28 protein-coding genes and 1 pseudogene are annotated in these 24,655 nt (G+C 68.2%); 16 read left to right on the top strand and 13 right to left on the bottom strand.

The window, feature by feature from the left end; translation table 11 throughout:
- The first annotated feature begins 375 nt into the window (after positions 1-375).
- From ACH4EW_RS02935 to ACH4EW_RS02920, 4 genes are all read left to right on the top strand, one after another.
- Positions 376-783 (top strand): hypothetical protein, encoded by a 408-nt coding sequence (locus ACH4EW_RS02935; RefSeq protein WP_398250435.1) that lies wholly within the window; start codon positions 376-378, stop codon positions 781-783.
- Positions 784-872: 89 nt separating this feature from the next.
- Positions 873-1,616: an ATP-binding cassette domain-containing protein gene (locus tag ACH4EW_RS02930; RefSeq protein WP_398250433.1), complete on the top strand. Its 744-nt coding sequence runs from the start codon at positions 873-875 to the stop codon at positions 1,614-1,616.
- 3 nt (positions 1,617-1,619) lie between these two features.
- Entirely contained in the window at positions 1,620-2,867 is a 1,248-nt protein-coding gene (locus ACH4EW_RS02925; protein WP_398250431.1) for a hypothetical protein, read from the top strand.
- On the top strand, positions 2,864-3,472 hold the full coding sequence (locus ACH4EW_RS02920; protein ID WP_398250429.1) for a hypothetical protein: 609 nt from the start codon (positions 2,864-2,866) through the stop codon (positions 3,470-3,472). Before ACH4EW_RS02925 ends, ACH4EW_RS02920 begins: the two co-directional genes overlap by 4 nt.
- Positions 3,473-3,793: 321 nt before the next feature.
- Here ACH4EW_RS02920 and ACH4EW_RS02915 read toward each other — a convergent pair whose 3' ends face one another.
- The 4 genes from ACH4EW_RS02915 to ACH4EW_RS02900 form a co-directional block, all read right to left on the bottom strand.
- Positions 3,794-4,546, bottom strand: a complete 753-nt coding sequence (locus tag ACH4EW_RS02915; protein WP_398250427.1) for an ABC transporter ATP-binding protein — start codon at positions 4,544-4,546, stop codon at positions 3,794-3,796.
- A gap of 11 nt (positions 4,547-4,557) precedes the next feature.
- Complete coding sequence (locus ACH4EW_RS02910) at positions 4,558-5,097, bottom strand: hypothetical protein (RefSeq protein ID WP_398250425.1); 540 nt, start codon at positions 5,095-5,097, stop codon at positions 4,558-4,560.
- Positions 5,098-5,135: 38 nt separating this feature from the next.
- Positions 5,136-6,476 carry a hypothetical protein gene (locus tag ACH4EW_RS02905; protein ID WP_398250423.1) on the bottom strand — a complete coding sequence of 447 codons (1,341 nt, stop codon included), beginning with the start codon at positions 6,474-6,476 and terminating at the stop codon, positions 5,136-5,138.
- 124 nt (positions 6,477-6,600) lie between these two features.
- A complete protein-coding gene (locus tag ACH4EW_RS02900) occupies positions 6,601-7,077 on the bottom strand; it encodes a hypothetical protein (protein ID WP_398250421.1) in 477 nt (158 codons plus the stop codon).
- Positions 7,078-7,988: 911 nt separating this feature from the next.
- Between ACH4EW_RS02900 and ACH4EW_RS02895 the strand changes: the two are divergent.
- The 3 genes and pseudogenes from ACH4EW_RS02895 to ACH4EW_RS02885 all read left to right on the top strand — a co-directional run.
- A pseudogene (locus ACH4EW_RS02895) lies at positions 7,989-8,225 on the top strand (helix-turn-helix domain-containing protein); the annotation flags it as partial.
- A gap of 119 nt (positions 8,226-8,344) precedes the next feature.
- Positions 8,345-9,010 (top strand): class I SAM-dependent methyltransferase, encoded by a 666-nt coding sequence (locus tag ACH4EW_RS02890; protein WP_398250419.1) that lies wholly within the window; start codon positions 8,345-8,347, stop codon positions 9,008-9,010.
- A gap of 11 nt (positions 9,011-9,021) precedes the next feature.
- Complete coding sequence (locus ACH4EW_RS02885) at positions 9,022-9,303, top strand: sulfurtransferase TusA family protein (protein WP_398251251.1); 282 nt, start codon at positions 9,022-9,024, stop codon at positions 9,301-9,303.
- Between the two features lie 79 nt (positions 9,304-9,382).
- Here the strand turns inward: ACH4EW_RS02885 and ACH4EW_RS02880 are convergent, their stop codons facing one another.
- Entirely contained in the window at positions 9,383-9,934 is a 552-nt protein-coding gene (locus ACH4EW_RS02880) for a GNAT family N-acetyltransferase (RefSeq protein ID WP_398250417.1), read from the bottom strand.
- A 50-nt stretch (positions 9,935-9,984) separates the two neighbouring features.
- Between ACH4EW_RS02880 and ACH4EW_RS02875 the strand changes: the two genes are divergently transcribed.
- Complete coding sequence (locus tag ACH4EW_RS02875) at positions 9,985-10,596, top strand: TetR/AcrR family transcriptional regulator (RefSeq protein WP_398250415.1); 612 nt, start codon at positions 9,985-9,987, stop codon at positions 10,594-10,596.
- On the opposite strand, the gene ACH4EW_RS02870 is transcribed toward ACH4EW_RS02875, so the two are convergent.
- Positions 10,597-10,935, bottom strand: coding sequence for a hypothetical protein (locus ACH4EW_RS02870; protein WP_398250414.1), 339 nt, complete (start codon positions 10,933-10,935; stop codon positions 10,597-10,599). It abuts the gene before it with no gap.
- Complete coding sequence (locus ACH4EW_RS02865) at positions 10,932-11,270, bottom strand: hypothetical protein (protein WP_398250412.1); 339 nt, start codon at positions 11,268-11,270, stop codon at positions 10,932-10,934. Before ACH4EW_RS02865 ends, ACH4EW_RS02870 begins: the two co-directional genes overlap by 4 nt.
- A 197-nt stretch (positions 11,271-11,467) precedes the next feature.
- Between ACH4EW_RS02865 and ACH4EW_RS02860 the strand changes: the two genes are divergently transcribed.
- Positions 11,468-12,265, top strand: a complete 798-nt coding sequence (locus ACH4EW_RS02860; protein ID WP_398250410.1) for a helix-turn-helix domain-containing protein — start codon at positions 11,468-11,470, stop codon at positions 12,263-12,265.
- Entirely contained in the window at positions 12,258-12,479 is a 222-nt protein-coding gene (locus ACH4EW_RS02855) for a DUF397 domain-containing protein (protein ID WP_398250409.1), read from the top strand. The genes ACH4EW_RS02860 and ACH4EW_RS02855 overlap by 8 nt, the downstream gene beginning before the upstream one ends.
- Positions 12,480-12,568: 89 nt before the next feature.
- On the opposite strand, the gene ACH4EW_RS02850 is transcribed toward ACH4EW_RS02855, so the two are convergent.
- Together ACH4EW_RS02850 and ACH4EW_RS02845 are read right to left on the bottom strand one after the other, a co-directional pair.
- Positions 12,569-13,657, bottom strand: coding sequence for a CU044_5270 family protein (locus ACH4EW_RS02850; RefSeq protein WP_398250407.1), 1,089 nt, complete (start codon positions 13,655-13,657; stop codon positions 12,569-12,571).
- Positions 13,654-14,331: an RNA polymerase sigma factor gene (locus ACH4EW_RS02845; RefSeq protein ID WP_398250405.1), complete on the bottom strand. Its 678-nt coding sequence runs from the start codon at positions 14,329-14,331 to the stop codon at positions 13,654-13,656. The genes ACH4EW_RS02850 and ACH4EW_RS02845 overlap by 4 nt, the downstream gene beginning before the upstream one ends.
- A gap of 144 nt (positions 14,332-14,475) precedes the next feature.
- Between ACH4EW_RS02845 and ACH4EW_RS02840 the strand changes: the two genes are divergently transcribed.
- From ACH4EW_RS02840 to ACH4EW_RS02825, 4 genes are all read left to right on the top strand, one after another.
- Positions 14,476-16,041 carry a serine protease gene (locus tag ACH4EW_RS02840; RefSeq protein ID WP_398250403.1) on the top strand — a complete coding sequence of 522 codons (1,566 nt, stop codon included), beginning with the start codon at positions 14,476-14,478 and terminating at the stop codon, positions 16,039-16,041.
- A gap of 207 nt (positions 16,042-16,248) precedes the next feature.
- A complete protein-coding gene (locus ACH4EW_RS02835) occupies positions 16,249-16,653 on the top strand; it encodes a peptidase inhibitor family I36 protein (protein ID WP_398250401.1) in 405 nt (134 codons plus the stop codon).
- Positions 16,654-16,910: 257 nt separating this feature from the next.
- On the top strand, positions 16,911-18,068 hold the full coding sequence (locus ACH4EW_RS02830; RefSeq protein ID WP_398250399.1) for an acyl-CoA dehydrogenase family protein: 1,158 nt from the start codon (positions 16,911-16,913) through the stop codon (positions 18,066-18,068).
- Between the two features lie 31 nt (positions 18,069-18,099).
- On the top strand, positions 18,100-19,014 hold the full coding sequence (locus tag ACH4EW_RS02825) for an acyl-CoA thioesterase (RefSeq protein ID WP_398250397.1): 915 nt from the start codon (positions 18,100-18,102) through the stop codon (positions 19,012-19,014).
- An 89-nt stretch (positions 19,015-19,103) separates the two neighbouring features.
- Here ACH4EW_RS02825 and ACH4EW_RS02820 read toward each other — a convergent pair whose 3' ends face one another.
- The 4 genes from ACH4EW_RS02820 to ACH4EW_RS02805 all read right to left on the bottom strand — a co-directional run bounded on the left by ACH4EW_RS02820 (position 19,104) and on the right by ACH4EW_RS02805 (position 23,855).
- A complete protein-coding gene (locus ACH4EW_RS02820) occupies positions 19,104-19,883 on the bottom strand; it encodes a phosphatase (protein WP_398250396.1) in 780 nt (259 codons plus the stop codon).
- Positions 19,884-19,955: 72 nt separating this feature from the next.
- Positions 19,956-21,485, bottom strand: coding sequence for a DUF6056 family protein (locus ACH4EW_RS02815; protein WP_398250394.1), 1,530 nt, complete (start codon positions 21,483-21,485; stop codon positions 19,956-19,958).
- Between the two features lie 95 nt (positions 21,486-21,580).
- Positions 21,581-23,029, bottom strand: a complete 1,449-nt coding sequence (locus ACH4EW_RS02810) for a glycosyltransferase (RefSeq protein WP_398250392.1) — start codon at positions 23,027-23,029, stop codon at positions 21,581-21,583.
- A 220-nt stretch (positions 23,030-23,249) separates the two neighbouring features.
- Positions 23,250-23,855, bottom strand: a complete 606-nt coding sequence (locus ACH4EW_RS02805; protein WP_398250390.1) for a TetR/AcrR family transcriptional regulator — start codon at positions 23,853-23,855, stop codon at positions 23,250-23,252.
- Between the two features lie 198 nt (positions 23,856-24,053).
- On the opposite strand from ACH4EW_RS02805, the gene ACH4EW_RS02800 reads away from it, so the two are divergent.
- The gene (locus ACH4EW_RS02800) at positions 24,054-24,323 is read left to right on the top strand and encodes a type II toxin-antitoxin system Phd/YefM family antitoxin (RefSeq protein ID WP_398250388.1); all 270 of its coding nucleotides are present in this window, start codon (positions 24,054-24,056) and stop codon (positions 24,321-24,323) included.
- Positions 24,316-24,576 carry a type II toxin-antitoxin system RelE/ParE family toxin gene (locus tag ACH4EW_RS02795; RefSeq protein WP_398250386.1) on the top strand — a complete coding sequence of 87 codons (261 nt, stop codon included), beginning with the start codon at positions 24,316-24,318 and terminating at the stop codon, positions 24,574-24,576. The genes ACH4EW_RS02800 and ACH4EW_RS02795 overlap by 8 nt, the downstream gene beginning before the upstream one ends.
- Positions 24,577-24,655: the final 79 nt, after the last annotated feature.

The following is a 24,655-nucleotide window of genomic DNA, read 5'->3' as shown; positions in this document are numbered from 1 at the left end:
AGAAGGCGTTCCGTATGGCCAGGATGTAGGCGGGAGTGGCTGGTCGCACTACGGAAACGGAGTGAAGACGCGCTACATCGCATGAGAAGCGGGCCGAGTTCGCCGTGCATGAGATTTGCGATTTGCCTGGCGTCATCGATGCCTAAGCGGAGCGGATCTCGGGCGGTGATGAGGAGGTGCGCTGCGGCTCGTCTACGCATCTCACGCAGCGTGGGATGAGGCGGTGGCTGTCACAGGGGGTAAGCCTGGCGAGGACCACAGCGATGGCACAGATATTCGAGCGCTCATGTCGGAGCTGCCGTATGGTCGCTGTGCGAATTTGCAAACGACATCAATGTGCTCGGGTTCGTTACCTAAGCCCGACGAGGGGGATCTATGCGTACGTCTCGGATAGCAGCTGTTGCGACGGGTGCTGCGGTCATCGGAGTGCTGGGAATCGCGCCGGCGTTCGCGGAGGGCGGTTACACCAGCAGCATTACCGCGTGGCTGCCGGGGAAGGAGTCGAGCCACTGGACGGACAACAACAGGGACAGTGTCTCGACCAGTGTGAAGTTCGCCGGCTGCTCCGTGGACAACGGCCGGTTCACCTACGCGGGACTCCAGTTGAAGCAGGAACGCCCCGGTCTGCCCGACCCGGTCGTCAACAGGGACAACAACTACTGCGACACGTCGAGCTTCGGTGACAAGGCCGCAGGCAAGTACTACTTCAACTACTCGAACCTGAATGGGCAGGACTCCGTGTCCGCGTATCTCAGCGTCGACAAGGTCACTGTGAGTTACTGACCAGTTCGTGGTGTTGTGGGGTGTGTGGTTGCAACCACACACCCCACAACACCGTCTGGACCGGTAGTTTTCACTCACCTGGAGTTTGCGTGCCACTGCGTTTCACGGACTGTTCGTTTGCCTACCGGGCCGACACTCCGGTGCTTGACGGACTGACGATGGACTTCCCGGGAGGGTGCACGGTCCTGCTCGGCCCTAACGGGGCGGGGAAGTCGACGCTGCTCTCGCTCGGTGCGTCCTCGCTCGCCCCGGCGTCGGGGTGCGTCAGCCTGGGCCCCCTGGACAGTGTTCGACGGCGGGACCGTCAGGCTTTTCGGCAGAGGGTGGGGTGGCTGCCACAAGAAGTGAAGGCGATCCCGGCCCTGACGGTTCGCGAGCAGGCCGCGTACGTGGGCTGGCTGAAAGGCCTGTCCAAGCGCGACGCCTGGGACCGATCGGCCACCGCACTTGAACGGGTCCGCCTCACAGAACTGGGCGGGCGTAAGAGCCATGAACTCTCCGGAGGCCAGCTTCGCCGCCTGGGTATCGCGCAGACGCTGGTGCACCAGGCCGAGGTTGTTCTCCTGGACGAGCCGACCGCGGGCCTCGACCCGGTTCAGCGCGGTGTCTTCCGTGACCTGCTCGCTGAACTGAGCGGCTCGGTGCACTTCATCGTCTCCACACACCAGACCGAGGATCTCGCCGACATCTACGACACCGTCGTCGTCTTCGACCGCGGTCGGCCGGTCTTCCGGGGACCGGTGCCCGAGTTCTTCTCCACCGCCCCCGCCGACACGCCGTACGAGCGGCGCGCGGAGAGCGCCTACCGCGGCCTGGTCCGAGGGGAGGTCTGAACTGTGCGCACCACAACGCTTCTGCGCACGGGCCCGGCCGTGTGGGCCGCTCTGGTTCTGGTCCCGGTCCTGGTGTGGTTCAGCGCCCAGAACACCGGGTCCGTTATCGCCTACTGGCCCTCCATCAGCTCCCAGACCACCATCGTCGCCGGCTTCATCAGCGCCGCGTGCGGGGCGGGAGCTGCCTGGGAAGCAGCCCGGATCAAACAGGGCGGGATCAGCGTGCTGGCCCCGGCCCGCGGGATGCTCAGCGTGGCATTCCTGCACCTCGGCCCCATCGCCGTACTCGGTTTGATCGCCATGATCGCCCCTTTCGCCGTCGTCATGACCTCGGTGGCATCCACGTCCGGCTTCCCGAACCCGGCGATCCTCGCCGTCTCCTACAGTGTGATCCTGGCTCACATCGCCCTGGGCTGGTTCGTCGGCGCCCGTATGCCGAAACTCCTCGGCGCCACCACCATGCTGCTCTTCGGATACCTGTGGGGATTCTGGCCAGCTGCTCTCGGCGGTCTGCCCTGGCTTCGCCACCTCAACGGACAAGGCGTCACCGAATGCTGCGGCCTCAACCAGGAACCCTCCATCCGCAGCATGGCAGCCACCCTCGCCTTCTCCCTCGCAATCGTGACGGCTGTCGTCCTCAGCTCAGCACTGCACCATCGCCTCTGGCGCCCCTTGCTGTCTTTGACCGGGTTCACCGTCGCCACCGCCGTGGCGCTCACCCTGGCCGTCCCCCTCGACTTCCACGGCACTCAGGCCCGCGACACTGCCCTGCGTACCTGCTCCGGGCAGAACCCGCAGATCTGCCTGTGGCCGGAACAGAACTCCCGGCGAGCAGACATCACCCATTGGGCCGACGAGACCATCGCCCAACTGGCAACCGTCGGAGTCACCCCAGCCCGACAGGTCGAGTTCGGAGACCCCCGCCCCGACAAGACCAATGTCGTCTCGAACATCGCCACCAGCCCCCTGCCCAGCGAAGCGCCCCCGTGCGCCCTGCGCCAAGGTGCCGCATACCCCGGTGACGAAGCCATGATCGCCATATACGCCTGGCTCTCCCTCACCGGCGGCGTCCCCAAAAACGACCTCGCTCAGCGCTGGCCCCACGAAGCCATCACCCTCGCCGAACAGATCCGCGCCCTGCCCGCACAAGCCCAGCACGCCTGGTACGAACGCAACATGCGCTCCGTCCACGACTGCGCCGTTCTGCCTGACCTCGCACCCGCCTCCTACACCAAGGCAGCCGCATCGTGAACTGGTGGCACCGCGCACACACCACACCCCTCATCGCAGCCGCCCTTGCCGCCACCATGCTCCTGGTGCCACTCGTCGGCGGCTCCGTTCTGCCCATCCCGTCCCTGCTCGCCGGGACGAGCGCAGGGATCCCCGTAGCCCTCGTACTCCCCGCCATCCCTGCGGCGCTCATTCTGCACGCGCTCAACAGGGTCCCCCGCGTCTACGACACCACCGCGGTCCGCCCCGTAGCCAGCTACCAGGCAGGAATGCTGGCAGCAACTGCCCTGCTGGCCATCGCCCTCGGTCTCGGCGCCGCCTACGCGGCGGACTCCTCCATGCCCCTCGCCGCAGCAAGGAACCTCTTCGGATACCTCGGTACCGGGCTCATCGTCCAATACTTCGTCGGCCACCTGTACGGCCCACTGGCCGTCGCCCTCGTGCCAGTCCTCTGTGCACTCATCGGCCTCGGTCCCGGCGGACGCCCCTACCCATGGACCTGGCCCCTGCACGAAGCGCCCTCCCTCATCGCAGCCGCCGCCTCCCTGCTCCTCCTCGCCGGAGGAATCGCGGCAACGACTCTTCTCGCACCTCAGCGCGATGCGTCGCGGCCCGCGGCTGCCTAAACTTCCGCGCATTAGCAGAGTGGGGACTATCCCCGAGCCCCTGCGGGGAGAGTCCCAACGTGTCGCTGTTTCGGGGTTCAATCCTGTCTTCACACACTGACGTTGGACTCCCACCTCCTATGTGCGCAGGCGATCCCTTGAAACCGGTCACTAGAAAGTGGATCTCGTTCATGGCCATCACGTCTTGTGAGACGCGGTGATCTGACGAACAGCCAGTGGGACCGGCTGGAACCGTTATTACCGCAGGGCATCAAGCCAGACAGACCGCCGGGTGGCCGTCACATTGAACTCCCGCACCTGCGGAGAGTATTGATCGCACGGTTACCGGGATTCCTGCGCGCTGGTGTGGGAGGAGACGATGGCATAGGCGGTCTCGGCGCGGCGTAGCTGGGGGGTGTCGTGCGGGGCGTGGGCCAGGAAGTCCTGGGTGGGGCCGGTGAAGGCGATCTGGCCGTTCTGCAGGACGGTGACGTGGTCGGCTTCCTCGGCGAGGTCGGCGACGTCGTGGGTGGACATCAGTACGCGGACCTCGGCCGTGGCAAGACTGACGATCAGGTCGCGGAACACACGCCGCTGCGTGGGGTCCATGCCGGCGGTCGGTTCGTCAAGGAGGAGGACGCCGGCGCCATGGACGAGGGCGGAGGCGACGCCGACGCGACGGAGCTGACCACCAGAGAGCTGCTTCGCCTTGGCGTCGGCGTGCTCCGCCATGTCGACCCTACCCAGGGCGGTGAGTGCGGCGTCCCAGGCGTCGGATTTGTCCATGCCCTTGAGCCAGCCGGTGTAGGCCACTTGTTCTCGTGCGGTGAGCCCGGTCATGGGAGTGATGGTTTGCGGCATCCACGCGACCTGCTTGAGGTAGGCGGAGTCACGGGATGCCAGGTTCCCCATGCGGACAGTTCCGGTGCGGGGTGGGTAGAGGCCGCTGGCGAGCTTCAACAGGGTGGACTTGCCTGCGCCGTTGGGGCCGAGGAGAACAGTGAAGCCGTCGGGAATGGTGTAGGTGAGGTCGGTGAGGATCGGCCGGTTGGTGCGTCCGTAGCCGAAGGTGCAGGATTCGAGACGGATCGGCATGGCAGGGCCTTTCAGATGCGGCGCGTGCGGACGTGGAGGAGGAGTCCGCCTGCGAAGACGAGCAGGCAAAAGCCGAACGTGGGCAGAAAGTCGGCGGGGTGGAGGGTAACGGCCCAGGGCCAGGGGCGGTGGAAATCGCGGTAACCGACGAGCATGACGGCGAACACCCAGCCCACCGGGAGGGCGGTGGTGGCCTGCTCGTGGGCTGTTCGGCCCAGGAGCATGAGACCGGTGAGGAACATGGCGTTGCGGCCCGCCATGGTCGCCTCCTGCGAACCGGTGAGCGTACCGATGGCCAGGCTCGTCAGGACCGCAGCCGCAACGACGGCGGCGATCAGGGCCGCGTCCAGTGCGCGTGTCTTGCGCTGTGCTGTCGCCTCGACCTCGGCTACGGCCTGGGCAAGGCTGTAGCCGAGCGTGGAGGTAATGATCAGCGGCACCAGTTGCATGAGGAACACCCGGTTCCCGCTGGCAGAGAGCAGGCTCGGCAGCTGGACGTACTGGTCGTGTGCCACCGCGACGACCAACGTGAACGCGGCAAGGCCTGGCACGAGCACAGCTTGGACACGGCGGACTTTGAGCCAGAAAGTCACCGCGTGGTCTCCTGCACGAGACGGCAGGCCTTCTGCTGCTCTGTGTGGAGCCAGGCGCTCTGCTCGTGCGAAGGGAGTCTGCGGGCGTTGTGGGCTCGCTGCTGGACCTTCGCCATCACCTGACCGGCGTTTTGGAACGTGCCGCCGTACTCGCCGCGGCGCCAGGCCAGATAGGGCTCGTCGGCATCGATGACCAGCCCGGCCCACAGCATGGCTGCGTCGTGGTTGACCACCCAGTCCGCCGACCGGCCCGCTGGGAATGACTGAGGAAAGGCGCAGGGGAACTGCACCGACGTGAGCAGGACTCCGTAGCGGACTCCGGTCATCCCGGGACCGTTATCTCCCGCCTGGTGGGACAGCGGAAGCCACCACTCGCTCTGAGTCGAACGCTTCTTGTGACGGCCGGTAAGCAAGCTGTCCGAGACGGTCGTGGGCACGATGACCTTCACGCCGGCCTGGCGGAGCTTGGTGAGAGACCGGACAATCTCGCTGTGCACCTCATCCAACTGGTCCTGAGCACCGCCTGTGGCGGCTATACAGACGCGTGGAGCGGTCCCTGCGCAGCGGGCGGACGCGTGGCCTGCACTGATCGGCCCGTTGCCGTAGCCCCATCCGGAGGCGGTGTGGGCACACAGGACCATCACGACCACCGCGGCGACGGCCGACGCGGCACGAGCGCCGCGTTGCACCGCGCGTGGGGCGGGCAGCCACCACGTGACCACGGCCATGGCTACGGACGCAGTGAACAGGAACGGGACGAGCAGCGTCAGTACCCGGTACTGCTCCCCGAAGTCCAACGACGTGTCAGGGGCGCCGGAGACATGTCGCAGCCACACCGGGTCCACCTGCCCTGTCTTGGTGATCAGGTAGTAGACGAAAACGGCGGACAGCGGTGCGGAGATCAGACGCGGGGTGAGATGGCCGATGGCGCATCCGACCACCGCCCAGGCGATCACCAGGCCCATGCCGAGCAGGAGTGGGGCGAGAGCCTGCGGCGTGGGGACCAGCCGTGTTTCGATCAGGCGCATCACGACCGGCAGGCACAGGACGAGCCAGCCGGCGCAGACGACCGGGGTGAGGGTATCGGCGGCGACCCGGGACCGTGAGCGACCGGGAGCGAGGGTCCACACGCCGTCGCGTTTGAGACGCCCACCTTCCCACACAGCGAGCCCGCAGGTGATGGCGTAGGCGAAGGCGTAGAAGTAGAAGAGGGACTGGGCGACCTGCTGCGGCGCCCACAACGGGCCGGCGACGACTTCTTCGTATGGGTCTTCGAGGTGAAGGGCGTGGAAGAAGTAGAAGACAACGCTTCCGACCCATAGTGGTGCGGTCCACAATGCCGGGGTGGTGCGCAGGCGGGCTCATAAATTCACAAGAGGACACCGTTCTGAAGAACAAGGCGGGCCGGGAGGCGCCGTGCGTTGCCTCCCGGCCTCAACGACGTTGCGTTGAAGTAGACGGTCAATCGGCCTTCGTGGTGTCCACGTAGCCCTTGTCCACGTTGACCACGGCACGGGTGTACACGGAGCCGTTGAGGTGGGCGATGGTGAAGTACTGGTTGTCACCGCCGTCATAGTGGGCGTTCCACTCGCCCTTCGACGTCTTGCCCGAACCCGTGAAGCAGTTCGTGAAGGTCTTCGTGTCCATGTCCTTGTCCTGGGCGAACGGAATGGCCTGCCACAGCTTCACCCCGACGGACCCGCCCCCGGCACCGATCATCTCGCAGGTGGTGAACTGAATCTCGGTGTAGTCGTTGTCCGCCCAGTGGAGTGACTCCTTCGAGCCCGGCGCCCAGCCCGTCAGGCTGCTGGTGAAGTTCTGCGGCTGGGTCCCGCCCTCGTCGTCAGCAGGTGCCTGAAGCTCGAACAGCCCTTCCTCGTCAGGGTTGAACGTGTGCGCGCCCTCGCTCACCGGTGCGGTGTCGTCCGCGGTCGCCACGGTCACGGTACCGGTCAGAGCTGCAGCGGTGACGCAGCGATCAGGCCAGCGCGTATCTGGTTTCTGTGCTTTCGTGGTCTCCTCTAGGCGAAGGTCGTGACTTCTGCCCCCACGGCAGAAGTCAGCACGTCCAGCCCGTGAAGGAACATGCGAAGACAGGTCGGCATGCGCAAATGCCCGGTACCACGGCATGACGAAGTGCCCCCCGTAACGACGGTGTCCCCCCGGTCACTGGTCGACGTACACTGTGGCGGATGCGTCAGATCCGCTCGGCGCGGCGATCATGTTAGGCACGCGCTGGCATAGCCGAGCAAGAGTCGTTCTCACAGATGACGCGAAACCAGCACCTGCGCCTTCGGATCCAAGCACTCAACTCGCCTGCGTTTCACGAGAGTTACCTGCGTTGCTGCGTAAGCAAGAAGCGAGCAACAGCTATCTCCAAAGCCCGAAGCTGACCAAAAATGCACCGTCCCAGAGACCAATGGGCGCGGGTCGTGCATCGCTTGACGGCCGGCACCAACACGTCGCAGCTCGACCTGAAGAGCGACGCCGCTGTCGACACCGCCAGCGCCTGTCCAGACCAGCCCGTCGCCTACGAACCCGTCAGGTGGCGTCGTGAGCTGACCCCGGTTTCGTAGAGTCCCTGAGCCAGGCTCGCTGTTGAGGACGGGCGCGGCGCGGGTGATGTTCAGTGACGGCGAGTTCGCCATTCGGGGGCGAGGATCCCCCACATCTGCTTGTCGTGACGGGTGCCGCCGTAGGGCCAGTACTCGCGCCGTACGCCTTCGAGCGTCATGCCGAGCCGCTTGGCCACTGCGGAGCTGCGCTCGTTGTCGGCTCGGCAGTGCCACTCGGCGCGATGCAGCCCTTGGGGAGATGAAGGCCCAGTCCAGCAAAGCGCGGCACGCCTCTGTGATCAGGCCGAGGCCCACGCCCGAGCCCTCCTCGCCCCGCTCGCCGAGCCCCTGACCGAGACCCTGCGCTGCTGGCTGAGCCTGCACGGCAGCTGGGACCGCACGGCCACCGCCCTCCAGGTCCACCGCAACACGGTCCGCCAACGCATCGCCCGCTGCGCGACGCTACTGGACGCGGACCTGGACGACATGGACGTACGCACGGAACTGTGGTTCGCGCTGCGGCAGCGGTGAGCCGTCGACACTCCTGTGACGTAACGCCCCCAGGCCAACCAGCTGCGCAGAGCCCTGATTAACGCCCTCCGGGACAGCGCTTAGGCTGTCGGCAAATCCGGAAAGGGAAGAAAGCAGACATGAGCGACGACGCCGAGGAGCTGGCCGAGACACAACGGCAGCACTGGCAGAACACCTACACCTCCCACCCGGGCATGTACGGCGAGGAGCCCTCCGCCCCCGCCGTCCACGCCGCCCGGGTCTTCCGCGCGGCCGGAGCGAAGGACGTGCTGGAGCTGGGCGCCGGGCACGGCCGCGACGCCCTCTGGCTCGCCCGCCAGGGATTCACCGTCCGGGCCGCCGACTTCAGCCCCGTCGGCCTGGAACAGCTGCGCCGGGCCGCTCTGTCCCAGGACGTCGCCGAGCGGGTGACCACCACGGTCCACGATGTACGCGAGCCCTTGCCTCTGCCGGACGCGTCCGTGGACGCGGTCTTCGCGCACATGCTGCTGTGCATGGCCCTGTCCACCGAGGAGATCCACGGCCTCGTGCGCGAGGTCCGTCGCGTGCTGCGGCCCGGCGGGACCTTCGTCTACACCGTCCGTCACACCGGCGACGCCCATTACGGCGCCGGCACCGCCCATGGCGACGACATCCACGAACACGGAGGCTTCGCCGTGCATTTCTTCCCCCGTCATCTTGTCGACTCCCTCGCCGACGGCTGGACACTCGATGAGGTCCACGCCTTCGAGGAAGGCGACCTGCCCCGCCGCCTGTGGCGCATCACCCAGACCCTGCCCCGGTGAGCGCCGACCTGATGCCCCCGGCGGACATCACCGTTGATGGCACCGGACTGCTGTGCGTCACGCTTCTGCTGCGTCTGCGCAGGCAGATCGAGGGAGCGCCGGCGGGCACCGTGGTGCATGTGATCGCGACGGATCCGGCCGCGCCCCTCGACCTGCCGGCCTGGTGCCACATGGTCGGCCACGACTACCTGGGCCCGGTGCCCGGCGAACGCCCGGCGTACGCGCTCCGGCTGACCGCAGACGCCCGTCCCACCCGCCCTGACGCACCCTGGCACCCGGTCCCGACTGCGTGAAGTCACCGCGGCGGCCGGTCCGCCGCTGGCGGTGGCCGTTCCCGGATGCTGTTGAGAGCGAGCGCGGCGCGGGCGATGTTCACTGACGGCGAGTCCGCCATTCGGGGGCGAGGATCCCCCACATCTGCTTGTCGTGACGGGTGCCGCCGTAGGGCCAGTACTCGCGCCGTACGCCTTCGAGCGTCATGCCGAGCCGCTGGGCCACTGCGGAGCTGCGCTCGTTGTCGGCTCGGCAGTGCCACTCGGCGCGATGCAGCCCCCGGGAGATGAAGGCCCAGTCCAGCAATGCGCGGCACGCCTCTGTGATCAGGCCGTGGCCCTCGGCGGCCGGCTCCAGCCAGCAACCGATCTCGCACGATCCGGAGGCGGCGTCGAAGTCCACGAACATCACGCCGCCGACCAACGTGCCGTCGAGCCAGATACCGAAGATCCGGGCGCCGTCCCCGGCCTGACGCTCGGCGTAGCGGCGAAGCGTGGCGCGCGCCCCGTCGAGGTCGTCGGTGACGAACGCCGCCCCGACCCACGGGCGGATGTGCTCGCGGGCCCGGTCCAGGTGGGTGGCGAACTCCTCTGCATGCCATATCTCAAGCGGACCGAGGCGGGCGTTGTCCCGCAGCGGGAGGGAGAACATGATGACCTCGCATTCACACAACAAGCGTTATGGTTATGTACCGTAGCAGCATGACACGAACCAAGGGGGACCACGAGGCCCGTCGACGCGACGTCTCCGAGGCGGTCTGGCGGGTGTTGGCCGCGCACGGCTTCGGCGGACTGACCATGCGCGCCGTCGCTGCCCAGCTCGACGCGACCACCGGTCTGCTCACCCACTACTTCCCCACCAAAAGCGACCTGGTTGCGTACGCACTCGACCTGCTCGAACAGCGCAGCGCCTCCCGCCCCCGACGCCCCGCCGGGGAAGGCCTGTCCGCCCTGAGGGCCGCGTTGCTGGACGTCCTGCCACTGACCGATGAGGCCGCCGACAGCAACCGGATCTGGGTGTCCTCCTGGGACACCGCGCTCGCCGACCCCGAGGTGAGCGACGACTACGCCCGCAAGTACACGCAGAGCCGCGACAAGCTGCGCGACCTCGTCGCCGCAGCCCAACAGCTCGGCGAACTGCCCGCCGGGGACCCTGCCCGCATCGCGGCCGGCGCCCAGTCCTTCGTGCTCGGCCTGGTGGTGCAGGCCCTCTTCAACCCCTCGGTGTTCCCGCCCCACCGCCAGGCCGAGCTCCTTGACGACTACCTGGCCACGCTGTCCTCCCCGCCCTCATCCGCTGGCGGTCACGGGTGACTACGGAGAGGTCCCGCCGCTCCGGGCGGCCGGGGCGTCGCGTTCGCGGCCGGGGGCCTGGAGGCGAAGGCCCCGGCTTTCAGCGATCCGGTGCACATCGCGCAACGCCTCGGCCATGCGGGCCACGACATAGCGGAGCTGTGCCGAAGTGACCTGACGGTCGTCGAGCATGTCGGCGGCGTGGTCGAGGAGTTCGGCGGCCATGCCGAGCTGCACGCTCTCGATGTTGTCGGCGACGCGGGAGACGTATCCGGTCCCGTCGCCGATGACGTAACAGGGTTTGCCATCCGGCCTGGACCATGGGAGCAGCCGCGCCGAACCGTGGTGCGGGGTGATCACGCGGTCACCTCGACATCGTGGATCAGGCGAGGCCCGACATCGATGCCGTGCACAGCAAGCCACAGCACCCGCCGCCGCGCCCGCCGGACACGGGCCTCCTCGCGCCGTTCGTGAGCGACGAGGTAGGGGCGGACGAGCGGGCTGTCCTCGCCGCGCAGTACAAGTTCGGGGCGCCGGCCGCCGGGCGCGGGGCATACGTCTGCGGCGGGCGCGACGGGGTACGACGCCGCTGGCTGGTGACAGCCCTGCGCGGGCCACAGGAACCGCAACAGCGGCTCAAAAATAGGGGCGATACAGTGCAACACGTCGTCAACTCCGTTGAGGTTGATGGCCATGCCCCCGGACCGTGTACAGCGGTCGCGGGGGTCTTGCGTTCGCGGCCGGCCTCCAGGGGCCAGGGTCATCGCGACGACAGCGGTCGACGCCTGGACGTCCACCACTGTGTAGCGATCCACTCACAGAGTGAGACGGAGCGGACTAGGCTCGCCAGGGGATCGCAGGTGACAGTGCCTTTGGCGCACGGGAGTTGACCATGAGTAATACCTATGGGGATTGGTTGAGGGCACAGCGCGAGGCGGCCGGGCTGACGCAGCAGGAGCTGGCCGACGCGGCGATCATGACGCGGTCGCACATCTCGCACATCGAGGCAGGTCGTCGCATCCCGTCGGAGGAGGACGCCCGGCGCCTGGACAAGGCATTGAACACGGGGAACGTGTTGAGCAGTTTTCTGCCGAGCAGGAATGACGGCACCGTCGCCGACCATTTCGAGCCCGCGCGCCAGCTCGAACAACAGGCGACGATGATCAGGGAGTTCGCCCATAACTTCGTGCCCGGCCTCCTCCAGACCGAGCGATACGCTCGTGCGGTGCTCGGCTCGGCGTTCCCACCCACGAGCGACGAGGAGCGTGACAAGAACGTCGTCACACGGCTTGAAAGGGCCAAGATCCTGAACGACCCGGTGACGCCCGTAGTCTGGGCGCTGCTGGACGAGGCGGTGCTGCATCGCCCCGTAGGCGGGCCGGACGTCATGGCGGAACAGCTCATGCACATCGTCCGCCTGGCCGAGACCGAGCGCATCCGCGTACACGTGATGCCGTTCGCGCTGGGCCTTCACCCACTCATGGACGGCATGCTCACGCTGATGTGGTTCGAGGACCAACCGCCACTGGCGTACAGCGAGGGCGTGTCCATGGGTAAGGTGCACGACTCTCCGTCCGTAGTACGGAAGTTGCAGAGCCGCTACGATCTGGCCCTGAGCGACGCCCTGCCGCTGAAGGAATCACAAGCCCTGCTGAGGGCGACAGCGAAGGAGTACGGACACCATGACTGACCGCGTCATCCCGGACACATCCACCCTGAGTGGCTGGCGCAAGTCGTCATACAGCTCAAGCGAGAACGACAGCTGCGTCGAGGTGTTGGACGGTTACCCCTCCGGCGTCCCCGTCCGCGACTCCAAGGTCCCACACGGCCCCGCCCTCGTCTTCCCGGCGGCCGGCTGGTCAGCCTTCGTCGCCGCGGTCAAGGAAGACAAGCTCCCCGCCTGAGAGCCCCTGAACGCCTCGTCCCCGGCCCGCAGTACAAGTGGGCCGGGGACGAGGCTGTTCATGCCGCGCGGGCGTACCGGGCTGCCGTGTTACGCCGTCGTCGGCGCGGGAGTCTCGCCGGTACGGTCGACCGCGGCCTTGGTGAGGACCGCGGAGGTGCCGACAACGGTTCCGGCCGGTCCGGCGTCGCCGGATTCGGTGAGGACCGTACGCTCGCCGAGGAACGCGTACGTGGTCCGGTCGAAGACCCACTGCGTCTGCTGCCCGTGTGCCGTACGGGCGACGGCGATGCCCTCGCGTCCTGCGGCGTCGGTGGCCGCATCGACCACCGTGACTCCGGGGATCTTCGCGGCGGCCCGGTAGAGCGCGGCGCTGACCTGCGGGGGTGCCCAGGTCTCGGCCAGCAGGTCACCGATCGCGGTGAATGCCCGCTGGTCCGGGTCCTGGCCTTGTCCGTGGGTCTCGTCCCGGATCAGCTTCAGCAGTGCGTCCGGGTCGGTGGGCAGCGAGGCCACGTACGCGTGCGTCGGGTCGCTGATCGACGCGGCCTTCTTCTGCGAGGTGCGGGGCCGGGGTGTTGCCCCTCGGCTGTCGAGGTCGTAGACCGGTGCGTCTTCGCCGAGCGAGGAGTCGGGCTCGCCCTCCTCGCGCAGCAGGCCGGGGCGGCTGCCGTCGGCGGACAGCCACACCTGCCGCGTGTGCGCGGGAGGCATGGTCACCTTGCCGCCCCCGGCGCTCTGCCCGGCGTAGGCGACCTTGCTCTCGATGTACACGAACTGGTCGGCGCCGACCGTCGGTTGCTTCTTCCCGGCGGCCGCGAGTGCGATGCGGTCGAGGAGTTGTGCCGCTTCGGACGTGCCGGGGGCGCGGCCACCCGTGACGGCGGTGGTGCCGCGCCCCGGTGTGTCCGCGAGGTTGACCACCATGATGCCGCCGACCGCCAGGGCGCAGGCGACGGCGGGCACCATGACCCGGACCAGATGCCGACGCGGGCGCGAGGTCCGGGGGGTGAGGCCGCCGCGCGGTTCGGTGACGGCGGCCTTGTTCAGCAGCGCTTCCTTCAGCAGCAGTTCACGGTCGGGGTCCAGGCCGGGGACCGGCGGCGGGGGCAGCAGTGCGGTGAGGTCTTCGGTCTCCTCGGACCGGTGGTGCGTACGGCGCCGCGAGGTGAAGTTCATCCGTGGTTCTCCTGGGTCAGCAACGGGGCCGCGGTGCGGCCCGGCAGTGGCTTGGCGGGGGTGGGGGTGTCGGTCACGGGGGCTCTGTTTCCCGCCGCGGGTGGTCGTTCGGTTCCGGCCCGCGCGTCCTGCGAGCGTGTGGCGCGGGCTTCGGCGTCAGTGAGCTCGCGCAGTCGGGTACGGGCGCGGGACAGACGCGACCGGACGGTGCCGACCGGCACGCCGAGTGCCTCGGCCGCTGCCGCGTAGTCCAGGCCGGCCCACACCACGAGGGTGAAGACCTCCCTGTCCCGGCGGCGCAGGCGAGCGAGAGCGGCGTGCGCGGCTCGCAGTTGCTCGCTGTCCGCGAGGTGCGTGACGAGATCGTCGGCGAAGTCCGGGATCGAGCCGCGTTCCGGGACGCGGGCGAGCGCGATCTCGCGGCATCGGCGTGCGCGTGCGTTGCGGCGCATGATGTTGGTGGCGATGCCCAGCAGCCACGGGCGCAGACCGTCCCCGTCGGGCCGCAGTTTCTCCCGGCTGCGCCACGCCTCCAGGAAGGTCGACGAAACGACGTCCTCGGCCTCCGCCCAGTCGCCCGTCACCCGCAGGGCATAGCGGTACAGCACTTGGGCGTGCTCGTCGTACAGCTCCCCCAGGGCGTCGCGGTCTCCACGGCGGAAACGATTCCTCATGAGTGATTCCACACTCTGCTCTGCCGCGCCCGTTGCGCCGGTTCCGGTGACCTGCGCCACACACGCGCCGCCGAGGGGCCCACCCCCGTGTCCGGTGTGACTCAGCTCACGGGAACGCCGACGCCCGGCAGTGCAGTGCCAGTCATGAACAGTTCTTCCGTACCCCGCCGCAGCGCGCTCCGGACGCTCGCTCTCGCCGTCGCCCTGGTCGGCAGCACGACACCCGCATGGAACGCCGCCGCCTTCGCCGCAGAACCGGCGACGTACACGCTCACGATCCATCACCTCGACCGCACCGGCCACAAGACGGCGGACTACAAAACCAACATCACCGGAATCTCCGGGCCGGGCGCCGACGAGGCCGCCCAGCCGTACGACGCCTCCGGCACGACCACCGTTCGTCTGCCCAAGGGCCGGTACCTCCTGGACAGTGCCCTGACCGCCGGGACGGCCGCGGAAGGCACGGACTGGGTCGTCCAGCCGCGCCTCGACCTGGACCGCGACACCACCATCACCGTCGACGCGCGGACCACCGCCCCCGTCGACGTACGGCCGCCCGACCGCTCCGCAGGTTTCCAGCACAGCGTGATGTTCGTCGAGGCCAAGCACGACGGCGCGGTCGAGAGCGTCAACCTGGTCAACGGCACACCGAACCTGCGCGTCGCGCACCTGGGCCCCGACAGCGAACCCGGATCGGTGAAGCAGTGGTTCGACTCCTACTGGACGACCGAGACCGCCGGTTACGCGCTCGGCCACACCTTCACCGGCAGCCGCGCCCTGACCGGGCTCGTCCGGCACCCCGCCGCGAAGGACCTGGCCACTGTGCAGGTCCGCGGCGCGGCCCGGCCGGGCACCGAGGGGAGGGCGACCGTCGCCCTGCAACCCACCGCCGGACCGACCCTCGGCGCCACCCAGTCCCTGCCGGCCCCGGCAAGCGCCACCTACTTCGTGACGCCTGAACGCGGCACCTGGGACATCACGTACTGGGCCCCCGCCGCGCCCGGCGCGGAAGCGAACCGCTACAGCGCCAACGGCATCGCCGTGCGCGCCGGAAGTACGACCACGCACACCTTCGACAACGCCGTCTTCGGCCCCGATCTCACCGACCGCCCCGGCGTCGTGCGCGACGGCGACCGCCTGGCCGTCGATGTCCCGCTGCTCGCCGACGGCGACGGCCACGTGCCGTCGTCACCGTCGTACGACATGGCCTCGACCACTCTGCACCGCAACGGTGTGCGCGTCGGAGCGAAGACCGGCACCCCCGGAAAGGCCGAGTTCACCGTGGAACCGGGGCGCGCGGAGTACCGGCTCACCAGCACGGTGAGGCGCGGCGGTGCGCCCGGCGTCGCCACGCGGGTGACCGCTTCGTGGACCTTCACCTCGGACACGACGACGGGTCCGGTCCCGGTGCCGGTGAGTGCTGTGCGGTTCTCGCCCGAACTCAGCCCGACCGGCACCGCGGTGGCGAACGAGACGTTCCGCGTCCCGGTCACCGTGCTGGGCGCCGCCGCGAACGGACGCGCGCGCTCCGTGGCGGTCTCGGTGTCCGTGGACGGCGGCGCTTCGTGGACCCGGGTCCCGGTCGAGCGCGGCGCCGTCACGGTCCACAACCCGCGCGCGGGCACCGGCGTCTCCTTGCGCGCCGCGCTGACCGACACCGACGGGAACACCCTCACCCAGACCGTCATCGACGCCTACCGCACCCAGTGACTCCGTGACGCCTGCGCCATGACCACGTAGCTCGGGCCGGGTGAACGGCGACCGTGTACGCGCCGGTGCACACAGGGGCGCCCCGAGCAATGACACACGCTTCGGGCGCCCCTCCCTCCGCCCTGGCTTCTGCGGTAACAGGCGTGCCACGCTGACGATCACCAGGAGTGCCTGATCCATCACAAAGAGGAATGAAGGGGATTCGCCATGAACCGCATCACAGCGCTCGCCGTCACCTCGATCGCCTTGACTCTGGGGCTCGGCGCCGGACCCGTCGCAGCCACAGCAGCCGAGAACGCCGCCGCCGAAAGCGCCGCTGTCGAGAACTCCAGGGCTTCGTACAGCTGCAGCCCCGGCTACTTCTGCATCTACAGCGACTGGAACGGAGGTGGCACCCGCTGCCAGTGGTCGGACAAGAAGCGGGCGAATACCGCCGACGACTGCTCGTTCATCCAGCGGGGCCAGAACGTCCGCTCCGTCTGGAACGCGACCGGGCATCGCGTTCAGTACTACACCCAGACCAACTACAACGCCCGGGTCGGATCCACCCCTGCCGGAAGCGGCGGCAACCTCCAGGGGAACTACCAGATCCGCTCCTTCAAACCCCAGTAGGCCAGTAGTCGGAAGACAGCGATGTGCCCTTCCCGACCGGTGGCCGCGAAGGGCACATCGGCGTCTGAGGCGGACGCTCCGCCCGGCGTGCTGAGCATCACCCTGGACAGCCTCGGTGACCGCCGGGTAACTTCTGAGCAGAACTGAGCAAGCGCTTAGACCGACCGGCGAATGGGGCCCGCGACGCCGCCCCTATTCGCCGGTCGGTCTGAGCCGGTTCGACCGAAACCGCCCGAAGCTGACCAAGGAGGCACCCCGTGCGCCGTACGGTATTCAACGAGGACCACGAGGCGTTCCGGGAGACCATCCGCGCCTTCATCGAGGCCGAGGTCGCCCCCGTCTACGACGAGTGGTTCGCGGCCGGCCAGGTGCCCCGCGACTTCTACTACAAGCTCGCCGAGCTGGGCATATTCGGCATCGAGGTGCCGGAGGAGTACGGCGGCGCCGGCGTGGAGTCCTTCAAGTTCGAGGCGATCATCTCCGAGGAGTGCGCCCGCGCAGCCGTCAATTTCGGCGGCTCCGGTGTGCACGTCCTGCTCTGCCTGCCGTACATCAAGGCGTACGCCACCGAGGAGCAGAAGAAGCGCTGGCTGCCGGACTTCGTCAGCGGCAAGACGATGTACGCCATCGCCATGACCGAGCCGGGTACCGGTTCCGACCTGGCCGGTATGAAGACCACCGCCAAGCTCTCCGAGGACGGCACGCACTACATCCTCAACGGTGCCAAGACGTTCATCACCGGTGGCGTCCACGCCGACCGTGTGATCGTCTGTGCCCGTACGGACGCGCCCAAGGCGGATGACCGCCGACACGGCATCTCCCTCTTCGTCGTCGACACCAAGGCCGAGGGCTACTCGGTCGGCCGCAAGCTCGACAAGCTGGGCCTGCGCACCTCCGACACCGCCGAGCTGGCGTTCGTCGACGTCAAGGTGCCCGTCGAGGACCTCCTCGGCGAGGAGAACAAGGGCTTCTCCTACCTCGGCCAGAACCTGCCGCAGGAGCGCCTCGGCATCGCCGTCGGCGCGTATGCCCAGGCCAAGGCCGCTGTCCGGTTCGCCCAGAGTTACGTCTCGGAGCGCACCGTCTTCGGCAAGACCGTCGCGTCCTTCCAGAACACCAAGTTCGAGCTGGCCGCCTGCCAGGCCGAGGTGGACGCCGCCGAGGCCGTCTGCGACCGCGCCATCGAGGCTCACGACGCCGGTGAGCTGACCGCCGCCGAGGCCGCCTCCGCGAAGCTGTTCTGCACCGAGGTCGCGCACCGCGTCATCGACCGCTGCCTTCAGCTGCACGGCGGCTACGGCTACATGAACGAGTACCCGATCGCCCGCCTGTACGCGGACAACCGGGTCAACCGCATCTACGGCGGCACCAGCGAGGTCATGAAGTCGATCATCGCCAAGTCCATGGGCCTGTAGAGGTCGGTCCAAGAACGGTTTCGTTCTTTCCATGAGCTCAGCACTGGACTCCCTGCTCGATCTGCTCGACCTGGAGCAGATCGAGCAGGACATCTTCCGGGGTACGAGCCGTTCGGCGGTCATTCCCCGTGTCTTCGGCGGCCAGGTCGCGGCCCAGGCCCTGGTCGCCGCAGGCCGTACCGTCCCGGCCGCCCTTCCCCGGCCTCACGGCTCCGCTCGAGCAGCACAGAGCCCGACCGCCCACTCCCTGCACTCCTACTTCCTGCGGATGGGCGACCCGAACGCGCCGATCGTCTACAGCGTCGACCGGATCCGGGACGGCCGGTCCTTCACCACCCGCAGGGTCGTCGCCGTGCAGCACGGCCAGCCGATCTTCCATCTCTCGGCGTCCTTCCAGACGCACGAGGAGGGCCTGGAGCACCAGACGGACATGCCGTCCGCCCCGGACCCGGAGACACTGCCCACGGCCGCGCAGATGCTGCCCCGGTACGCGGACCGCTTCAGCGATCCGGGTGTCGTGGACCGGCTGCTCGAGGCGCGGGCCGCGGTCGACCTGCGGTACGTGGACGAGCCGCCCTTCGGCACGGTCGGCGAACCGCGTGAGCCCCGCTCCCAGGTGTGGTTCCGCACCAACGGCAAGCTCGTGGACGACCCGCTGCTGCACGTCTGCATGGCGACCTACGTCTCCGACATGACGCTGCTCGACTCGGTACTCCTCGCCCATGGGCGAGGAGGCTGGGCGGTCGGCGACGTGGTCGGGGCGAGCCTGGACCACGCGATGTGGTTCCACCGGCCGTTCCGGGCGGACGAATGGCTGCTGTACGACCAGGAGTCGCCGTCCGCGTACGGCGGGCGCGGGCTCGGTCAGGCACGCATCTACACACAGGACGGCCGACTGGCGATCACCGTCATCCAGGAAGGTGTCGTCCGCGTCCCCCGGGGCTGACCATGCCTCAGCCGTGCGCGCCGAACACGCCACGGCCCGTCAATTCGGACACATTCCCCACAAAGGTCGGCCCCTTCCCCCCTCCACCCTCAGATCAACCCTGCCGCGTCCAGCAGATAGTCCGTCAGCGGGTCATAAAAACGCGGGTCCACGACATGGTCGTCCAGCGGTACGGCCACCTGGAGCGTTCCCTCCGCCTCGCCGAGGAACAGCGCCGGGTCGTTGCAGTCCGCGTACCCCACCGCGTCCAGCCCGCGCTGCGCCGCGCACCCCGCCCACCCGTGGTCGGCGACCACCAGGTCCGGCAGCGGCCGGCCCTCCCGCTCCAGACCGTCCAGGATCGCGGCCATCGGCGCGGGCGAGTGCGTGTGCCAGAGCGTCGCGCCGCGCTCCTGCACCGCAACGTCCGCGAACTGGAACACCATGCCCTCGTCGGCCACCAGCCCCGAAGGAATCCGCACGATCTCGCATCCGGCCGCCCTCAGCGCCTGCGCGGTCTGCCGGTGCACATCGAGAAGCCCGCCCGGGTGCCCGGTCGCGAAGAGCACCCGCTCCGCCCCCGCCGCCGCCTTCTGCAGCCGCGCCGCCATCCGCTCCAGGGCGTCGACCGTCAGCTCCGGGTCGATGGTGTCCTGCCCGAACCGGTGCTCCGGGTCGTCGCTGACCCCGCAGCGCTCGGCCATCACGGCCAGCACGTCCTGCTCGTCGCGCCACCGGTCCCCGAGCTCCAGGCCGAGCCAGTAGTGGCGGTCGCCGTTGGCGAGCTTGCGGTAGTGGGAGAGGTTGTTGTCGCGGGGGGTGGCGACATTTCCGGCGATGCGCGTACGGACGAGGTGTTCGACGAGGGCGGCACGGCTGGGTATCGGCATGAACCCATTGTGCCGTCAGGTGTGCGCAGTGTGCCCGGCATCTTGCCGGACGGACGGCTCCCGGGCGGCCACTCAGGGAAGCCGGGTCGAGTACGTGATCTTCTTGAGGTGGTAGTACTGGGCGACGCACTGCGCCGGCCACAGTTTCTTGCCGTGGTTGCCGAACGGCTCCACCATTCCGCTGACCGACACCGGTGTGTACGGGAGCACCTGGGCGCCGCGCGCCGCCTGGGTCCTCAGCGAGCGGTCCTGGCGGTCCCAGCGCTGGGCGCGCACGTCCATCTTCCGCTCCAGCTGGATCAGCGGGACGGCCAGGCCGACGCAGGCCAGGGCGCATACGGCGCCGGCAGCCATCACCGCATCGATCCTCCACCTCCGGGCGCGCAGCGCCCGTCCCAGCAGGGCGCCGACACCGACCAGGAACATCACGAACAGCAGAAGGAAGTCGCCCCAGACGCGCGAGGCGGTCACCACGCTTGCCCCGAAGGCCGGGTAGGCGACGACGGTGCAGAGGTATCCGGAGACCAGGAAGGCGAGGAAGCCGACGAGGACCAGGAGGAGGGGCCTGCGGCGCAAGGACCCGTCCGGCCCGTCCGCTCCCTGCTCACCATCGCGCACCAGCAGCCCCAGCACGACGCCGACGGCGACCGCTCCCAGGTACTGCCAGGTCGTGAAGATCGTCCCCAGGATGTGTCCGAACGCCCGCAGCACCGTGGTCAGTGCCTCCGGGCCGAACATGGAGGCACTGTCCGCGCCGAACCGTTCACGCCGGGCGCGTGCGCCGGGCGACAAGTACAGGATGGCCGTCCCGACCGCGATTCCGGCGAAGGCGAACGCGCACCAGATCCGCGCATGGGTGCGGCCGGCCCCGGGCAGGGCCCAGCAACTGATCAGCAGGGTGGCGGTGAGCACGACGAACGCGACGACCGCCGTCTCCTCCGACAGCGTGCCGATGAGGACTCCGGCCACGAACGCGATCGCCACCGCGAAGTCGCGTGCACGGCCGGTCCGTGCGCGCAGCAGCGGGATCACGGCAGCGCAGGCCAGCACCGGTGAGACGGTGTGCGAGACGGAGTTGGCGGGCCAGTAGAACGTCTTGTACGTGTTGGGCGTCGCGAGGAAGAAGACCGCCGCCATCATCGCGCCCACCAGCAGCGCGAGCCCGCGCGGCGCGGTCAGCCCGGCCTTCTTGATCGCCGCGGAGGTCAGTGCCCAGAGGATGCCCAGCATGAGCACTCCGCTGACCAGGGCGAACCACCGGTGGCCTGCGACGCCGAGGGACCCGTACGCGACGACCAGCAGCGCGTTGGCGACGCGTCCGTTGTCGTGGAAGAAGAATTTCTCGATCATTCCGGAGGCGCCCTCGTCGCGTACGACCGGGAGGAAGCACCAGTCGTCCCCTCCCGGGCGGACCAGGCGGCCGATCCAGAAGGCCGCGCCGAGCAGCGCGAGCGGCAGCAGGGTGAGGGCGGCCGTCCAGATCGTCGCCCGCCGCCGTGAGGTGCCCGAGCGGTTGCCCGGGCGGTTTTCCGGGCCGTTGTCCGGGCGGGATTCTCCGCCCTCCTGCTGTGCGTCGGCGGTCTTCGACGATTCCGCGGTCATGTGCGCTGGTGCCCTTCGTACGTTTCACGCGTCTTGCGCGCCGAGTGGTTCAGGCGTTCGGGATCGAGGTGCCGGATGCCCGGCACGGTTTCCGGTCAGGCGGCGCGCTGCCCGGCCAGGGCGGCGCCGGAGTCGATGGCCCAGCGGGCGAGCAGGAACGAGAACGGCGTGGCAACGATTCCCGCGGCCACGGCGGCGATGTTCTTGTCCATGCCCAGCCTGCTGACGCCGAGGTAGAGCAGGGCGCCGGTGAGGACGAGATTGACGATGCTCGACAGGGGATACCGGACGAAGGCGTGCCAGGTCGGCTTCGTCCGGCAGGTGATGTACGAGTTGAGAAGAAACGATCCCACGACGCTGACCGCATATCCGAAGACATGCGCGACAAGATAGGGAATCCAGATGTTCAGCGAGGCGTATACCGCCAGATACACCGCCGTATTGATGGTTCCGAGCATCGCGAAAACGACGAACTGTCGTACGGTACGGGACCTGGCGGCCCCGAGCGCGGTCGACCCGGCGCGCCCCGCCATTGGTCTCTCGACCACGGGTGCGGGCGAAGCGGCTTGCGCGTCTTCCGGCGTATCGGCCGCACTGTCGAACGGGAGAACATTCGGGGATTCATTCGTTTCGCGCACCACGTAGTGCGGACGGCGTTTCGACTCGCTGTAGATGCGTCCCACGTATTCGCCGATGACGCCGAGCGTGGCGAGCTGGATTCCGCCGAGTGCCACGACGGCGGTCAGCAGGGTGGTGTAGCCGGGTACGGCGACACCGTGCAGAACGACGTCGGCGATGATCCACAGGGCGTATCCCAGTGCCGCCAGCGCGAGGGCGAGGCCGACGTGGATGGCCAGGCGCAGTGGACGGCTGTTGAAGGAGATCAGCCCGTCGATCCCGTAGTTGAGCAGCCGCCGGCCACCCCACTTCGAACGGCCCGCCGCCCGCTGGGCGTTCCGGTAGGTGAAGCTGACGGTGTCGAAGCCGACCCAGGAGAAGATCCCCTTGGAGAACCGGTTGGTCTCGGGCAGTGCGAGCACGGCGTCCACAGCGGTGCGCGACAGCAGCCTGAAGTCGCCCTCGCCGTCGACGACCTCGACGTCCATGCACCGGCCCATGACCCGGTAGTAGGCGGAGCTGAGAAAGGCACGCAGGGCACCTTCACCTGTCCGGTCCCGCCTGGCGACGACCTGGTCGAACCCGCGCTGCCGCAACTCGAGTATGCGGGGGAGAAGTTCGGGCGGATGCTGGAGGTCGGCGTCCATGAGGACGACGGCTTCGCCGCGGGACATGCGCAGCCCCGCGAGCATCGCGGCTTCCTTGCCGAAATTGCGGCTGAAGGAGGTGTAGCGGACCCGCCGGTCCGCGGTGGCGAGCGATCTGATCCGGGCCCTGGTCCGGTCGCTGCTGCCGTCGTCGACATAACAGATCTCGAAGGTCCGGCGAGTCGGTTCGAGGGCGGAGATCAACGCACGGTGAAATGCCTCGATCACCTCATCCTCATTGAAACAGGGGACAACGACCGAAACCTGACATCTTTTCATTTGATTACCCCATCAGGCGTGGGTGAGACAGCTCAAACCATATGCCTGGTGGGCGTTGCGACACTCCGACCGGAGGAGCTTCGCCGAGGAAAGGAAAGGGAATTTAGGGAACCACTCCTTCCCCGTTGTATAAATTAATATTTTCGAAGGCCGGTCGAAATTGCATTGTTTCCACCGGAACGCCCGTGAACGCGCCCATGAACGCGCCCACGGACACGCCCTATGCGCGGGCCGCCGCCTCGAACGCCCCGCGCGCCAGCCGGTGCAGCAGCGCCGCCGTGTCCGCGCGGTCCGGCTGCGCACCGGGTCGGCCCAGGTGCGGGGTCGAGTTCAGGAGGCCGAAAACGGCATGCACGGCCGCGCGGGCCTCATGCTCGGACAGGTCCGGATACAGCTCGCGGACCACCTCCACCCACACCTCGACGTACTGCCGCTGAAGCTGCCGGACCCGCTTGCGGTCGGCATCCCTGAGGCGGTCCAGCTCACGGTCGTGGAGGGTGATCAGGGGGCGGTCGTCGAGGGCGAAGTCGATATGGCCCTCGATGAGCGCGTCGAGCAGGGCCCGCGGGGAGCCGTCCTCGCAGGCCGCGTCCTCCGACACGCGCAGTTGCCCGCCAGCCAGCAGGCGCTCACTGATACCGACCAGCAGCTCGGCGAGCATCGCGTCCTTGCCGGGGAAGTGCCGGTAGAGACCGGGACCACTGATACCGACGGCGGCACCTATCTCGTCGACGCCGACGCCATGGAAGCCGCGCTCAGCAAAGAGGCGAGCAGCCTCCTTGAGGATCTGCTCGCGGCGGGTGAGGGCGTCCGTCCTGGTGGTCATGGATTCGATTCTAGACAGTCGGGTTAGCGAGCGTTAACCGGAGCGCCCTGCGTCGCCGAGCCGGGGCCCCCGCGACAGAGCGCGTGAGCGGCGTACAGAGCGGCATGAGCGGCATGAGCGGCAAGCCATGCAGCCGCCGCTGCACACCTTCACCCCTTACCATTGTGTACATATGCGACATCCGGCACCTTTGAGCCCATGACGCAGCCACTGCCCATAGAGTCCATTCGCGATGTCCGGGCGCACCTGGCCGAGGTCGTGGAGCGAGCCGACCGCGACGACGTACCCACGGTGATCACGCGCCGAGGCAAGGAGGTGGCCGCCGTGGTGTCCATCGACGTGCTCCGGAAGTACCAGGAGTGGGAAAAGCGCGAGATCAACCGGATCATCGACGAGCGCATGGCCAATCCGGCACCCGGCATCCCGATCGAGGACATCATGAGGGAGACGCTGGCACGCAGTGAGTGAATACCGCACCGTCTTCCGGCCCGAAGCTCAGGCCGAACTCCGCAAGGTCCCGCGAGGCATGGCCCTCCGCATTCTGGCCAAGCTGACTGAGCTGGAGAGTGACCCGATGGGGTTCATCACGACGGCCCTCGTCTCCCAGCCCGACCGACGCCGCCTGCGGGTGGGCGACTACCGCGTGATCTACACGATCGACAACGGCGAGTTGGTGTGGGTCGTACACGTCGGGCATCGCTCCACCGCCTACGACACCTGAGCACTTCTGACATCGGTCAGAAAATCCAGCGACGATCCAGCGCGGGATCGACGAAGGGGCCAGGCCCGTGAGAGCCCGG

It is taken from the genome of Streptomyces sp. NPDC018000 (assembly GCF_044328025.1).
GTDB lineage: Bacteria > Actinomycetota > Actinomycetes > Streptomycetales > Streptomycetaceae > Streptomyces.
Note: the sequence above shows the minus strand (reverse complement) of the source record. Positions and strands in the feature narration are given on the sequence as shown.